This is a genomic window from Nitrosomonas sp., assembly GCF_022842015.1.
In the GTDB taxonomy this organism is placed as follows: domain Bacteria; phylum Pseudomonadota; class Gammaproteobacteria; order Burkholderiales; family Nitrosomonadaceae; genus Nitrosomonas.
Genome location: NZ_JALHQJ010000002.1, coordinates 37,505 through 51,671, shown reverse-complemented (window position 1 = coordinate 51,671; position 14,167 = coordinate 37,505). Strand labels below are relative to the sequence as shown.

General features: G+C 42.3%; 12 protein-coding genes and 1 pseudogene. 1 reads left to right on the top strand and 12 read right to left on the bottom strand.

The window, feature by feature from the left end; translation table 11 throughout:
* From Q0C11_RS00760 to Q0C11_RS00750, 3 genes and pseudogenes are all read right to left on the bottom strand, one after another.
* Positions 1-1,020, bottom strand: coding sequence for a UDP-N-acetylglucosamine 2-epimerase (locus Q0C11_RS00760; protein ID WP_293004872.1), 1,020 nt, complete (start codon positions 1,018-1,020; stop codon positions 1-3).
* A gap of 35 nt (positions 1,021-1,055) precedes the next feature.
* A complete protein-coding gene (locus tag Q0C11_RS00755) occupies positions 1,056-1,619 on the bottom strand; it encodes an SGNH/GDSL hydrolase family protein (RefSeq protein ID WP_293004871.1) in 564 nt (187 codons plus the stop codon).
* Positions 1,620-2,022: 403 nt separating this feature from the next.
* Positions 2,023-2,226 (bottom strand): annotated as a pseudogene (locus Q0C11_RS00750) (transposase); the annotation flags it as partial.
* 871 nt (positions 2,227-3,097) lie between these two features.
* Between Q0C11_RS00750 and Q0C11_RS00745 the strand changes: the two are divergent.
* The gene (locus tag Q0C11_RS00745; RefSeq protein ID WP_293004869.1) at positions 3,098-4,432 is read left to right on the top strand and encodes a PhoH family protein; all 1,335 of its coding nucleotides are present in this window, start codon (positions 3,098-3,100) and stop codon (positions 4,430-4,432) included.
* 135 nt (positions 4,433-4,567) lie between these two features.
* Here the strand turns inward: Q0C11_RS00745 and Q0C11_RS00740 are convergent, their stop codons facing one another.
* The 9 genes from Q0C11_RS00740 to rfbA form a co-directional block, all read right to left on the bottom strand.
* Positions 4,568-5,218, bottom strand: coding sequence for a hypothetical protein (locus Q0C11_RS00740; RefSeq protein ID WP_293004867.1), 651 nt, complete (start codon positions 5,216-5,218; stop codon positions 4,568-4,570).
* 138 nt (positions 5,219-5,356) lie between these two features.
* The gene (locus tag Q0C11_RS00735) at positions 5,357-6,550 is read right to left on the bottom strand and encodes an aminotransferase class I/II-fold pyridoxal phosphate-dependent enzyme (protein WP_293004865.1); all 1,194 of its coding nucleotides are present in this window, start codon (positions 6,548-6,550) and stop codon (positions 5,357-5,359) included.
* A complete protein-coding gene (locus tag Q0C11_RS00730; protein WP_293004864.1) occupies positions 6,550-6,807 on the bottom strand; it encodes an acyl carrier protein in 258 nt (85 codons plus the stop codon). The genes Q0C11_RS00735 and Q0C11_RS00730 overlap by 1 nt, the downstream gene beginning before the upstream one ends.
* 29 nt (positions 6,808-6,836) lie before the next feature.
* Complete coding sequence (locus tag Q0C11_RS00725; protein ID WP_293004862.1) at positions 6,837-7,751, bottom strand: NAD(P)-dependent oxidoreductase; 915 nt, start codon at positions 7,749-7,751, stop codon at positions 6,837-6,839.
* Positions 7,752-7,756: 5 nt separating this feature from the next.
* Complete coding sequence (locus Q0C11_RS00720; protein WP_293004861.1) at positions 7,757-9,751, bottom strand: fatty acyl-AMP ligase; 1,995 nt, start codon at positions 9,749-9,751, stop codon at positions 7,757-7,759.
* Positions 9,752-10,089: 338 nt separating this feature from the next.
* The gene (locus Q0C11_RS00715) at positions 10,090-10,872 is read right to left on the bottom strand and encodes an alkaline phytoceramidase (RefSeq protein ID WP_293004860.1); all 783 of its coding nucleotides are present in this window, start codon (positions 10,870-10,872) and stop codon (positions 10,090-10,092) included.
* Positions 10,873-11,178: 306 nt separating this feature from the next.
* A complete protein-coding gene (radA, locus tag Q0C11_RS00710; RefSeq protein WP_293004858.1) occupies positions 11,179-12,528 on the bottom strand; it encodes a DNA repair protein RadA in 1,350 nt (449 codons plus the stop codon).
* A gap of 50 nt (positions 12,529-12,578) precedes the next feature.
* Positions 12,579-13,124 carry a dTDP-4-dehydrorhamnose 3,5-epimerase gene (gene rfbC, locus Q0C11_RS00705; protein WP_293004856.1) on the bottom strand — a complete coding sequence of 182 codons (546 nt, stop codon included), beginning with the start codon at positions 13,122-13,124 and terminating at the stop codon, positions 12,579-12,581.
* 15 nt (positions 13,125-13,139) lie between these two features.
* Complete coding sequence (rfbA, locus tag Q0C11_RS00700) at positions 13,140-14,072, bottom strand: glucose-1-phosphate thymidylyltransferase RfbA (RefSeq protein WP_293004854.1); 933 nt, start codon at positions 14,070-14,072, stop codon at positions 13,140-13,142.
* Positions 14,073-14,167 lie beyond the last annotated feature (95 nt).

Sequence of the window (14,167 nt, the reverse complement as noted above, 5' to 3'; positions counted from 1 at the left end):
TTAATAATTACGCCAATTTATAAAATGCTTTCGTAAAGCTTGGACAATACGCTCACCCACTCCGATGTCACCATAGACGGGCGGGAACTGCTGATGGCCAAGGCTTTTCTGCGAACATATTTTATCCTGGATCACTCCAGGGGAGAAACCAGTTAGCACATTGGCTCCCACTTTTATGGTCTCCGGTCGCTCGGTGTTATTTCGCACGGTCACGCATGGGACACCAAAAATATAAGCCTCTTCCTGAATGCAGCCACTGTCGGTAATGATTAGCGCCGCAAATTTCTCGTAAGAAAGCGATGTAAATGGATCGACCGGATCAATAACCGTTATCTGTGACAAGAGATCAAAGCTAAGGCTATAATTTTGCATAGCATCCCGCGTCCGCGGATGTATGGGGAAAATCATAGCATCAAATTCATCTGCCAGCGAATTGAGCGTTGTAAAAACGTCAATCATTCTTGTGCGACTATCGGTAAATTCCTTTCGATGCAGGGTAATATATGCGTAAGTATCCAAACGCGGTTTAACCAATTCAGCAGAGAAGTCATGAATTAAATCTACAGTAGTATTGCCAACATTGAAAATTCGGCCACGCAAATCCGGAATATTTTTCAAATATTCCGCATGATACTGCGTATACGTAAACAAATAATGCGCCGCACTATCGACCATGATACGGTTGCGTTCCTCATACATGCGATTATCATAAGCACGCAGACCTGCCTCGACATGAGCTAATCCAACATCAGAATAGACAGCAGCAACGGCGCCTACAATTGACGCCGCAGTGTCGCCATTCACCAAGATCAGATCAATCTGCTGCGTGCGAATGATGTCGCATACCCAATCAATCGCCGCGCCAATACTATAAGATCGAGGATAAATAAAATTTGGCACATAGCCCATTTCGGCAAATACCACCTCTCGGAGCAATGGATCCTGGTGCTGATTAGTATGCAGAACGACAAAATCCAAATTCGCTTCGCGCAGAGCCTTAACAATGGCGTAATTTTTCATGACCTCGGGACGAGTGCCAATTACAATCCCGACTTTCACCGTTCTAGAATAGCCTTAGCAAATGTCTCAGCGACAACTCGATTTCCTTGCTCGTTGAAGTGAACAGAATCCACATAGCAATCACGACTTAATCCGTTAATCGGCACGTAATGAATTTTTTTATTTTCGGCTGAAATTTTCCTGATCGCGTCATTATATTGATTTCGACGATCTACTGTTTCTTTGCGGAAGAAAATATGGCCATCGGGAAAAATAGGGGGAATTTCAGCACAAAATATAGCCTTGTATTTTTTGATCAGAAATGCTCGAACAATCTGCCGGTAATATTCTTCAAAAAGATCTAGGGGCGTTTCATTTCCCACGTCGTTTGTACCTATGAGCACACATACTTGATAAGTATCGCTGATGACTTCGATCTCATTATTGAGCAGAAACCATAATTCCCGAGCTGTATAGCCATTAACGCTTCGATTAATCGTACGCCATTGATAAGGTGTTTGTTGAGTGAGCGTTTGGGCCAGATATAACGGATAACAACCATAAGTCCGCGCGCCAAAAGTTTGGCTATCGCCAATACAAAGCAGGTTCTGATAATGCATATCGCTGTTTCTCTAATTATCGAAACTTACTAAGAATGCGATTGATATTAATATGATGTGCATCGGAAAAATAATGGGAAGGTGAACACGCGAATTTAGTTTCAGGCCGTTCTCTCGAAAGAAGAAATTTTTTGGTTCTAAAGTAAATAATTTTGTTTTCATCGGTTTTCTTTTTGCTTCGCAGAATGTTGCCAATCACAATAAATTATATTAGGAGGCTTTTGCAAAATTCAACAAATTATCAAATTCGTTACAATTTCTGATTTTTTTGTGAGAATCGCGATATTTTTAGTCATTTCCTTGCTGAAATCACGCGAACAATCACTTTCATTGATCATTATCGGCACAGAAAGCGCATTTGTCCTATGATAGCAATTGTACCTGCCTATTAACTACAACCTTTTCAGGTTGTATGCCAGGCATGTGCTTGTGCTAATCGTGTCCTGAAACGAGACAGTACCGAATGATCCGGAACATCGCCTTCCAAACTCAGGCCCCAAAACCGCATCACGTTCAGATTCGCATTAGCCATGCCTTCAACTGATTCATCACTGAGTCCACCGTGCCAGATTCCTACCAGCAACATTTTGAACAGCAGCAGACCGGGATAGGCAGGGCGGCATGAGTTGTGAGGGCATAATGTTCAGCGATTGCTTTTTCTATTGGTGTCCAATCAATCAGGTAATCGATTTGATTGAGAAAGTTTCCTTTGCGAGTACTACGGATGACATCAAACTCTGAAAAACTCATATCAATTAACTCAACGATATGATTCAAAAAATTATTGTATCGTCGCCCACACCTAAAAACTACTCTAGCCGCGCAAAGTTCTCATTAAATAAATAAAAGACGGTGAATTCTTTTCCGAATCCGAGCATATCGGATTTTACTTCACTTATCAGTTCCTAGATACCCAACGTTTAACAGACCTACATGAACGTCCTCGCCAAATCAGATCAGATCAGATTAGGCCCGACCAGCAGCATGGCGTAAGTTTCTGGTTCAGGAACAGGCTGACTTCCACATACACAAGCCCAAGCCCCATAGAGAAACTTGTAGTCACATTAAATAGAAAATATAGGGCTATGAGTGTAAATCAAAATCAAATATGGATCGACCCCGTGTCTCGGATCCACTGTGCAATTACCATAGCCGAGTCAATGAAATCATATGAGATCCCTTTCCAAATGAACTAATAACTTGCACATGCTCAAAATCATTCTGAATTCGTAGTATTTCAACATCAAAGAATGATATTAGAGCTGCATCCGCCTGAAACGAATAAAAAAAGCAGATACTATTCAAGAGCCTACTGAAATTTTCTTGAATACTTCTAGTAGTTCATATCTATTCTCTCCCTATTACACCAAAGTAGCACCTTTCTAGAAAACAGGGTACATTACTTTTGCGAGTCTCAAAATTCGTCTTGTAGCAGTATCTAATATTTGCCAATATAGTTTTTACTAATTTGATTTCCTATGCCAAGAAAGCAAAAAAAGAAAATATTTGTTCTCGATACTTCAGTTATCTTATATAACCACAACGCAATTTACAGCTTTGAAGATAATGATGTAGCCATTCCGATTACCGTGCTGGAAGAACTTGATCATTTCAAAAAGGGCAATGACATCAAGAACTTTGGGGCAAGAGAATTCATACGGATTATGGACAAATTGTCGGCAAGCCATTCGCTGCAAAACTGGATTCCCATTGATTATCCGAATCATGGCCAGTTCAAGGTATGCATGCAGGAAAAGACCATCGGGCTGGACGCTACCGAGATATTCAGAGAAAACACCGCCGATCACCGCATTCTAAATGTAGTAATTTCGCTGGGCCAGGAATATCCGGAAAGAAAAGTAGTCTTGGTATCCAAGGATATCAACCTAAGACTCAAAGCAAAATCCCTGAATATTCCCGCGGAAGATTTTGAAACCGGAAAAATCAAAGATCTCGAATCTTTGTATACGGGTAAAACCGTGATCGAGGGGTTATCGAAAGAGATTATCGATAGCGTTTATACCCAGAATTTTTGTATGTCCGCCGACATAGGCATACAAAACCCCATACCTAACCATTATTTTATTCTAAAAAACAACCGGGCTTCTGTTCTGGTGTTTTATAATCCTGTAACACACCGAATTGAACGTATTGAAAAAGAATCCGCCTTCCGGATTACCCCCAGAAATGCCGAACAAGTATTCGCTTTGCATGCGATTACAAACCCAAATATCAAACTCGTTACCTTGCAAGGTGTTGCAGGGACAGGAAAAACATTGCTTGCACTCGCCGGTGCACTCGACCAGAAAAGGCATTTCAAACAAATATATTTAGCACGCCCAATTGTGCCCTTAAGCAATAAAGATATTGGCTTCTTGCCAGGCGATATTATCTCAAAACTTAATCCCTATATGGAACCGCTGTGGGATAATCTAAAATTCATTAAGAGTTTGTTTACCGAGAAAGATAAAGAATATAAACAGATTACAGATGCCGTTGATCAAGAGAAACTGAAAATTACTCCGCTCGCTTATATCCGCGGGCGCAGTATTTCAAATGTGTTTTTTATTGTGGATGAAGCACAAAATCTCACGCCGCATGAGGTAAAAACCATCATCACGCGCGCAGGTGAAAATACAAAAATTGTCTTTACCGGCGATATTTATCAAATCGATACTCCTTATCTAGATTCCCAGAGTAACGGATTGTCCTATCTAATCGACAAAATCAGGCATCACGAAATTTATGCGCATGTGCGACTGGAAAAAGGCGAACGATCAAACCTTGCGAATTTGGCTAATCAGCTGCTGTAAGACTAAAAGTTATTGATATCGTAACCTGTAAAAGCATGGGCGCTGATCCGCACTCGATAATGAGACTTTATTATCAATTCAACGTTAGCTGGGACAGGATGCAGCACCTTTGCGATCGAAAAATTGCACGGCCATTTACTGCAAAAAAAAGTCTATATTGGATACTGGAGTAAGTATCTTGGGTCTGTCTCGTGCTGTCTCATTAAATGATGGCAAAACAGTTTCTTGGAATGGCGCTATTAAATTTGTGGATTCATTAGTCTGCGTAAATCCTCGATTGCGCAATACTTTCTTTAAACTAAACGAAGACAAATTAGGATTAAATTCCATGATGAGCGTGTTTGTAAGTGCAAACACAGAACTCGTAGTAAAAGGCAAAAATGGATTGCTTCTCGCGCTCAAGTCAGTATACATTGAACTGATAACAATCATTAATTCTTTACCGTTAAAATAGGCTGTGGCATCAATGAATTCCAGTTGGCGTGGCAAACCGTCAATCGCAGGAATTCCCGAGTATCCAATTGCCGTTGTACTATCAATACACACATTCTGATTATTATTGACAAAACGCGGGATACCACCTGTTAGGCTTAAACGATATATGCCTTCTCCGGCATCTTCAATGACCTCAAACTTACTTTGTATCGGTGTGATAGTGGGGGTCGGATCATTGGAATCAACTGCACTCAGACAGCTAAACCCATCGTACACAATACTTAATCCCAGGGCATGACTTTGCAATAGAAAAGAAAATAATATTAAAACCAATCCCCGCATTATTTGCATCGTAGTACCTCAAGTATGAATTAAGTATGTCTAACCCAATGTACGCGATTCAAGAACCAAGTTCTGCTCCCCGCTTCTTCTTTAACAATTGAAGATTGGCAAACGTGCTAAATATAATACATCAAACCAGAAAGTACTTTATGTCTGCATATTTATCGCACCGTACAGTTTTGCAAAAGTATCACCTACATATCTAATTTCTTCCGTTGTGTGAGCAGCATTTACGCTGCACCGAACGAGTGATTTACCTTCGGGTGCTGCTGGCGGCAAAATTAGATTTACATAAATATTATGTTCGAGTAATTGTTGCCAGAGTAGCAGTGCTTGTTGTGGCGTTGCAACAACAGCAGCAATGACTGGACCAGGATCCGGGCCTAGCTGATAGCCTACTTCTTTAAGCTGCGCATAGAGTTGTCGACAGTTGCTCCATAATTTGTCACGCAAATGACTGCCTTTCCGAAGCAACTCTAAGGCTGCACGTGTTGAGGCAATTGTTGCCGGTGATGGCGATGCAGTAAAAATATAGGGATGACTGACATACCGCAATTGTTCCAGTTGAGGGTGATTACTCACGCAAAACCCGCCAATACTGCATAAGCTTTTGCTAAAAGTTCCTGTTATAAAATCAACTTCATTTAACAAACCTGTTGTTTCAACAAGACCTTGACCTGATTTACCTAAAACGCCGAGTGAATGAGCTTCATCAAGGAGCAATATACCACCATATTTATTTTTCAATTGCACAATATCGGCTAAAGGCGCCTGATCTCCAAGCATACTATATATACCTTCAGCGATAATGAGCGTGGTTTCAATATTATCCCCCAAGCGACGCAATCGTTTTTCCATGTCGGCCATATCATTATGTTTGAAGCGAATAATATTCGCACCACTAAGAATACAACCATCAAAAATACTTGCATGAGAATCGCCATCAATCAGAACCGTATCGCCTGGACCAACCAGACCAGAGATGGTACCTAAGTTCGCTTGATAACCGGTTGTAAAAACAATACTTGAGCTACATTGATAAAAATCGGCAAATTCTCTCTCTAATGCTCGATGGCCAAAATAGCTGCCATTTGCCATCCGTGAGCCGGTGGTGCCTGTTCCTTCTTTATCAATCGCCTCATGTGCCGCACGAATGCATTCAGGAGCGAAAGTTAAGCCCAGGTAATTATTTGTACCCATTAAAAGTACTCGACGGTCCCCAATTCGGGCCTCAGTAGCCGAAAAAATCTCTTCGATTGGTATACCAAAAGCTCCCACTCCATTAGGTAATAGTGCCTTTCTTGCTGCAGCGGCAGCATCTAGCTTTTCAAGTAAATTCATTATGATGATGTTATTTTAATTTTATGTACCAAATCAGCTAACTCACGAACTGTTTGAACATCTGTTAATACATTGATAGGAATAGAAATATCAAAAGCATCTTCAACTTCCATAATCAGATTGAGCAGTTTGATGGAATCAATGGACAATTGGTTGATCAAGTTCGTTTCAGGGGTAATCAAGACATCAGCATTGGCCAAGTCGCTTAGACGATCACAAAGCAGCTTCATGATCTCATCATAATTACTTTCAGTCATAGGTTATTTCAGTGTAGTTAATTTTGAAGTTAGATTACTTCAGATAATACATCTTGTAAACGAATTCTCGGATGCCAACCAGGCAGTACGTTAATCAAGGGAGTATTATTGCATACCCAGTCTTCATGCTGTAATTCATTGACCTTTCCTGGAGTCAGCATGGGGGAGTACTGAAACAAGCGGGAAAACCAAAGATTGGTTAATGCAATACATCGGATAAGCAGATCTGGAATCGCAATACAATGTACCGGGCGCTTCCATATTTGCTGAGCTATGACTTTAAGGCTTTGATAACTATATCCATCAGGTGTGCCATCGTCGAGTTCAAAAATTCCAGTGATTGGTTTTTCAGAATTAAGCCAGACACATATAGCTGCAACCAAATCATATACATGTATTAGTCCAAATCGATTTTGCATTTTTCCAACAACGGGGAAAAAACCACGATGCATAGATTGAAAAAGCGGTTTCATTTCTTTATCGCCCGGACCATAAACAGCTGTAGGGCGAAAGATTATCCATTGCAGTTGGTTTGAGTATTCAATAAGCTTTTGCTCTGATAAATACTTGCTTTGAGCATACCAGGATAACTCTGGTTGACGTGCAGCTAAAGAAGAAATAAGTAAAAAACGGGGAAATTGTTTTTGTTTAGCGAGGGCACGCAAGACATTTTCTGTGCCGGTAATATTGGTGCGTTCAAATTCTTGAAAAGAACTTCCTCTTACCGTTGCAGCACAATGAATCACACACGCCACACCATCTACCAGACGATGCAACGCATTAAAATCCTCTAAGTTACCTTGGATCCACTGTACCGATTCAGTATCTGAGAAGCGGATAGCCCGAGCAAGTGCACGAACTATCCATCCATCTTGAACTAGTCTTTGAATTAGTACGCTGCCAATAAAACCAGTAGCACCTGTTACAGCTACTAATTTTTGCATACCTTTTATCTGTCGCCTGACTCTACAAAAGATAATTGATCAACTAATTTGGTTCTTTGAATATATCCTTGCCTGGCCGCAAAACGTGAAAGCTTACCAGATGAAGTCCTAGGCAAAGTATGTGGTGGAACAAGTTCAACAACACAATTGACTCCAAATGCCATATAAACAAGTTGCTGCAATCTAGTTGTCAGCGATTGACGCTCTGTTGGAGAGGTTAGCCGGCATTCAATTACCAGCACAATAGTCGTTGTACCATCTTCACCATTAATTCCAAATGCAGACGCCTCTCGTGATCTAACTTCTGGTTGCTGCTCAGCCAACTCTTCGATATCTTGCGCTCGAATATTGCGGCCATTAACGATAATCACATCGGTGCGACGTCCCGTTATAAACAAATCACCTTCAAACAGAAAACCAATATCGCCAGTATCCAACCAGTTTCCAGGCTTAAGTGCCTTGCTCGTCTCTTCTGGGTTATTATAATAGCCAGTCATTACGCTATCACCTTGCACCAGCACACTACCAACCATCATCTCAGATAATTGATGTCCATCTTCATCAACTATCTTAACGATATGTCCGGGCAATGGACGTCCACAGTTTACAAATTCATTTTGTTTTCGGCCATCAGCCTGCAGTCTCGCAGCCATTTTTTTATCAATCAGCGTCTTACTATCTACTTGCAGACTATTGCATCCTGTATTAATTTTTGAAAATGTAACAGCAAGTGTTGATTCTGCAAGACCATAGCATGGCAAAAAAGCATTCGCATCGAAACCAGCTGATGAAAATTTTTCAGCGAAGTTTCTTAAAGTATCGGGGCGAATCATTTCTGCACCTATACCAGCTGCTCTCCAGCAACTTAAATCCAATTCTTTAAGATCAGATTCCCGCACACGAAGAGTGCATAGTTTAAGGCCAAATGGTTGGCTGAATGCAACCGTACAGCGATTTCGGCTAATTAGGCGCAACCACTGCATCGGACGAATTGCAAAATCCCTAGTTGCTAAATAATCGACTGAAATCTGCGTAACCATTGGAGCCAGAACGAGTCCAACCAATCCCATATCATGGTAAAAAGGCAACCACGATGCGGAACGATCATCAGGTTTTATTTCCAAACCGTTACGTACGATACCTTGCAAATTACACATCAGGGCCCGTTCGGTTATAACTACACCTCGCGGAGTACGTGTACTACCCGACGTGAATTGCAAATACGCAGTTTCATCGGGATGATTAAACTGCAATTCTGCGTCATTGACAGGAAACTCATTTAATTTTCCTGGTGTCCCTGCCCAGCGTATGCTGGCAACACCTATTACAGCTTCTTCAAGAAAATTAATATAATCAATATTAGCTAGTGCAATACTAGCCTGACTACTTTCGAGCATCCCCCTCAATTGCTGAACATATATCGCATGGCTTCCAAGATTAACTGGAACCGGCATTGCAAATGGAACTAACCCAGCATAGCGGCACGCAAAAAACAACTCAACAAATTCCGGGGAGGTATCAGCGATGATCGCCACCCGGCTACCACGGGGCAAATCAAAGCCAGACAAACGCTGAGCTAAAGTACGAGCATTCTGCCTAAGTGTTTTGTATGGCAGAACAGAACGAATATTTCCTTTCGCGTCATAAAAGTTATACCCCGTTACACCCTTTGCTGCATATTCTAAAGCACTTGTTAGTGTGTCAAAACCAGCTAACTGCTGAACTAGCGTATTGAGTGTCGGTGTCGGTGTTAGATGCAATTCGCTTGAAGGCTGAAAATCAAACGCTTGCGTTAGCGGAGCGTTCAACTTGATTATTGTCGAACTCAAGATCTTCCCCTCGAAGTAATTGTACTTGTCATCTTGCTCATTCTTTGCAAGAAATTCTGGTTGAGCGTGCCAATTTTTATATTCAATTTTAAATAATGCATTTTTGCTGGCTGGAAAATTTTCATTCAAACGCTTACCGCTGACATTGCTTAACAAATATAAGTGTGTCATATTTGACCACTCAGCAGCTTATATAAGGTGCTTTTTCCTGTCAAGGCAATATTAGATCGGTGTTGTATCAAAACAACATTTGCGCAAATTGCGCCATGAGAGTTCTGGGCAAATCACATTCTGCATCTGCTCCCTTTGATCGATAATTCTATTTCTCCTTCCTTTTACTTGAATCAAGCCTTCCTTTATTCGATGCATACCAAAGTAGAATTTCGAAGCTGCACAAAAAGCTAAGCTCAGATGTTTTTCAGAATTGACTATAAATATTAGTATTAATATTCTTTTACTTTTACTTCATCTGAGTCAGCGACTGATATATAAACTATTTGTTTGGCACATTACCCTACCAACAATACCCTTTTCCGTAATATCAGCACAATTCGATAGGCAGCATACGCAGCAATCAGGTGTTTTAACGTATGTCCGCTAATCCAACCATCCGTCCAAACAAAAATTGATCCATCCAATAGTTCCACAAACTTCGCAAATGCGTACAACGCAATAATCTGATAAACATCGTTACCATGACTGTAGCGCGATGGAAAGCAAAAGCTGATCCAGACAATCAACAGAATCAAATAAAACTGCATTACGATATAAAAATTCAGGTTCCCCGCGCCTTGCTGTTCGGCCCAATACCAATATAACACGCTCAGCACCGCAAAAATTACCAATAAAGGTAGCGCTCTTAAACCTATAGTTAAACTTACGCGTTCGATCAGCGTCGCCGACAGCAACGCGGCTATAGCCATGACAATAGGTATTCGATCCCACAACAAACGATCAATGTTTGGCGTCCAGTGATAATAGATAGAACCAAATGCGACAGCAACTACGCTGAAAAACAACACCCAGTATGGCAAGCTTTCTTTACGGTTATGAAATGTGGTTTGCGTTGTCATTCCCTGAACTCGCCACAAGAACACCAAACCCACGCCACCACTAAGCAAAAAAGCCAAATTGGATATTACATCGTTGAAATTGGGAATGCCAATGAAACTACGCTGATCGGCGAAGTAGTGATATTCGCCGGATTGTGGAGTGGGCGGCAGCAACATAGCTGCTATAATGACCGCAACTGACAGTCCACCCATTGTCCAAAGTTGTCGCTGCAAACTCATCCGATAACACTTTAAATTACCCATTAAACCAGAATGAAATTATCCGCACCGGATCCATGCTATCCATCAATTTATTAATCACAGCTATCGTGTGTGGATGTCCACTGACCATTACCAATCTTTTCATGAAGAAAAGACGGATAATCACATGAGATAATGCAATTATTAACTAATAAGCTCGATTTTCCAAATACGCATGAGTATCTCCCTAGAATATTGGCTGCATCACACGATTTTTATGCATGCTGGATTCTATAATAATTGCACATCTCAATGTTACCCCCTGATCATCAGTTGAGTATTATTTCAATACATCTGCGCAACAGCTTCTCCGATGCGACCAACGGCGATGATGTCGATGCCTGGAATGACCTGCTTAGGTTTATTGGCTAATGGAATAATGGCCTGCTTAAAGCCAAGTTTTGCGGCTTCCTTGAGTCGCTCCTGTCCACGTTGCACGGGACGTATTTCTCCAGCCAAACCAATCTCGCCGATCACGATCATTTTTTCCGCCATGGGTCTATTTTTTAGAGACGAAACCACTGCCAGCATAACTGCAAGATCCGCACCTGGTTCAGTAATTTTTACACCCCCTACGGCATTGACAAAAACATCCTGATCAAAGCAGGGAATACCTGCATGGCGATGTAATACCGCCAATAACATAGCCAGCCTGTTTTGCTCTAATCCAACACAAAGTCGTCGCGGATTTGGTGAGCGTGCTTCATCGACTAAAGCTTGAATTTCTACCAATAGCGGGCGCGTACCTTCTTGCGTTACCATAATGCATGATCCCGGCACTTGCTTATCATGATGTGAAAGAAACAATGCCGATGGATTCCTCACTTCGCGCAATCCCTTCTCGCTCATCGCAAAAACACCTAATTCGTTAACCGCACCAAAACGATTTTTGAATGTGCGAATCATGCGAAAACTAGAATGCATATCACCTTCGAAATACAACACGGTGTCGACCATATGTTCCAACACGCGCGGCCCCGCCAGCGCCCCTTCTTTGGTGACATGGCCAACCAAAATAATACAGGTGCCGCTCGATTTGGCCAAGCGCGTCAGTTGCGCTGCGCATTCACGTACTTGTGCAACCGAACCCGGCGCGGATTGCAACATCTCGGAATAGATAGTTTGAATCGAATCGATCACCGCCACCGACGGTTTACGTTCAGCCAGCACAGCCTGAATTTTCTCCAATTGAATTTCTGCATACAAATCGACTGACTGTACATTCAATGCCAGTCGTTTAGCACGCAGCGCCACCTGTTGCGCAGATTCCTCACCGCTGACATACAATACTGAATGCTGCACTGACATAAAAGATAGCGCTTGTAACAACAAAGTTGATTTACCGATTCCTGGATCTCCGCCCAGCAGCAGCACACCGCCACGCACTAATCCACCGCCCAGAACACGATCCAGCTCTTCGATACCGGTCGGGTAACGCGACTCTTCTCGTGTCTCAATAGCGCTTAAGTTCTGCACCTGACCAATTTCCGACACTGGACTAAAACGCGATACATTCTTCTCTGCGAGTGTTTCCACCAGAGTATTCCATTCCTGGCAATGCGGACATTGACCTTGCCATTTCAGAGTTTGCCCACCACACTCGGTGCAAGAATAAATGGTTTTTTGTTTGGCCATTATTCAAATAAATTCGATTAGGCTTGCAATTTCTGCACTAAAATTATCAATTAATCATATACCTCAGCATTATCGAACGTTACGCCACATGCATCTTTGTCGGACAATACTGGTGCCCCGGTAATCGGCCAGTTAATGGCCAAAACCGGATCATCCCAAACAATACAGCGTTCGTGCTCGGGCGCCCAGTAATCAGTGGTGTTATACAAAAACTCGGCGTAATCGGACAATACAACAAAGCCATGCGCGAAACCGGGTGGAATCCATAATTGATTCTTGTTCTCGGCGCTCAATACTCCACCCACCCATTTTCCAAAAGTTGGTGAAGATCGGCGAATATCCACAGCCACGTCGAATACTTCTCCCACTACCACGCGCGCGAGTTTCCCCTGCGCTTGTTTGATTTGATAATGCAAACCACGCAAAACATTGCGCGCAGAGCGCGAATGGTTACTTTGCACAAACTGCACTGACTCTCCAATAACCGACTCAAAACTGCGTTGATTGAAGCTCTCATAGAAAAATCCACGTTCATCGCCGAAAACTCTAGGTTCGATCAGCAGAACATCTGGAACTGCAAGTGGTGTCGACTTCATCCGTATGTACCTTAGTCAAAATTCACGTTTTAATACATGCAACAGGTACTGACCATAGCCATTCTTCGCCAATGGCATCGCCAGCGCCTCCAGCTGAGAGGCACTAATCCAGCCACGCAGGAATGCGATTTCTTCCGGACAAGCAATTTTCAATCCCTGCCGACGTTCGATCGTCGCAACAAATTGACTTGCATCGAGCAAGGACTCATGAGTACCCGTATCCAGCCAGGCATAACCACGCCGCATGATTTCAACACTGAGCGCGGAATTTTCAAGATAAATGCGGTTCAAATCAGTAATTTCCAGCTCGTTGCGATGAGAAGGCTTCAAGCTTTCGGCATAATCAACTACGTGCTGATCATAAAAATAGAGTCCCGTTACCGCATAATTGGACTTGGGATGTTGGGGCTTTTCTTCCAGATTCACCACCTTGCCCGTAGCATCAAACTCGACCACGCCATATCGTTCCGGATCGTGCACGTGATAGGCAAAAACACTGGCTCCATTGATACGCTGCATTGCGTTTAACAACAAATGATGAAAATCATGCCCATAAAAAATGTTATCGCCCAATACCAGTGCTGAACAATCATTGCCGATGAACGACTTGCCAATCAGGAAGGCTTGCGCCAGGCCGTCGGGCGAAGATTGTTCAGCGTAGGTAATACTCAATCCCCATTGATTTCCATCTCGCAATAATTGTTGATAATTGGCTACGTCACGCGGAGTCGAAATAACTAGAATCTCTCGAATACCCGCTAACATCAGCGTACTAAGCGGATAATAAATCATTGGCTTATCGAATACTGGCAACAATTGCTTAGATACTGTTTGTGTGACTGGATAAAGCCGTGTCCCGGAACCGCCCGCAAGAACAATGCCCTTACGTCGAGGAGCAACTGCTCCTGGAAAATCTCGTGTTTTATCAGAAGTATATAATATTGGCATTCATTACATCGTGATGTTCACAAACTGGTTAAAGCTCGTTTCCATCCGGACTCGTTTACTAGAAAGAACGGCGATTGTACTATATCTGGTTCATA

Coding starts and splice junctions, on each gene's coding strand:
- Q0C11_RS00730 (WP_293004864.1), bottom strand. CDS start 6,807: ATGACTGAAAGTAATTATGATGAGATCATGAAGCTGCTTTGTGATCGT.
- Q0C11_RS00755 (WP_293004871.1), bottom strand. CDS start 1,619: ATGCATTATCAGAACCTGCTTTGTATTGGCGATAGCCAAACTTTTGGC.
- Q0C11_RS00740 (WP_293004867.1), bottom strand. CDS start 5,218: ATGCAAATAATGCGGGGATTGGTTTTAATATTATTTTCTTTTCTATTG.
- Q0C11_RS00720 (WP_293004861.1), bottom strand. CDS start 9,751: ATGACACACTTATATTTGTTAAGCAATGTCAGCGGTAAGCGTTTGAAT.
- Q0C11_RS00760 (WP_293004872.1), bottom strand. CDS start 1,020: ATGAAAAATTACGCCATTGTTAAGGCTCTGCGCGAAGCGAATTTGGAT.
- Q0C11_RS00715 (WP_293004860.1), bottom strand. CDS start 10,872: ATGAGTTTGCAGCGACAACTTTGGACAATGGGTGGACTGTCAGTTGCG.
- rfbA (WP_293004854.1), bottom strand. CDS start 14,072: ATGCCAATATTATATACTTCTGATAAAACACGAGATTTTCCAGGAGCA.
- Q0C11_RS00725 (WP_293004862.1), bottom strand. CDS start 7,751: ATGCAAAAATTAGTAGCTGTAACAGGTGCTACTGGTTTTATTGGCAGC.
- Q0C11_RS00735 (WP_293004865.1), bottom strand. CDS start 6,550: ATGAATTTACTTGAAAAGCTAGATGCTGCCGCTGCAGCAAGAAAGGCA.
- Q0C11_RS00745 (WP_293004869.1), top strand. CDS start 3,098: ATGCCAAGAAAGCAAAAAAAGAAAATATTTGTTCTCGATACTTCAGTT.
- radA (WP_293004858.1), bottom strand. CDS start 12,528: ATGGCCAAACAAAAAACCATTTATTCTTGCACCGAGTGTGGTGGGCAA.
- rfbC (WP_293004856.1), bottom strand. CDS start 13,124: ATGAAGTCGACACCACTTGCAGTTCCAGATGTTCTGCTGATCGAACCT.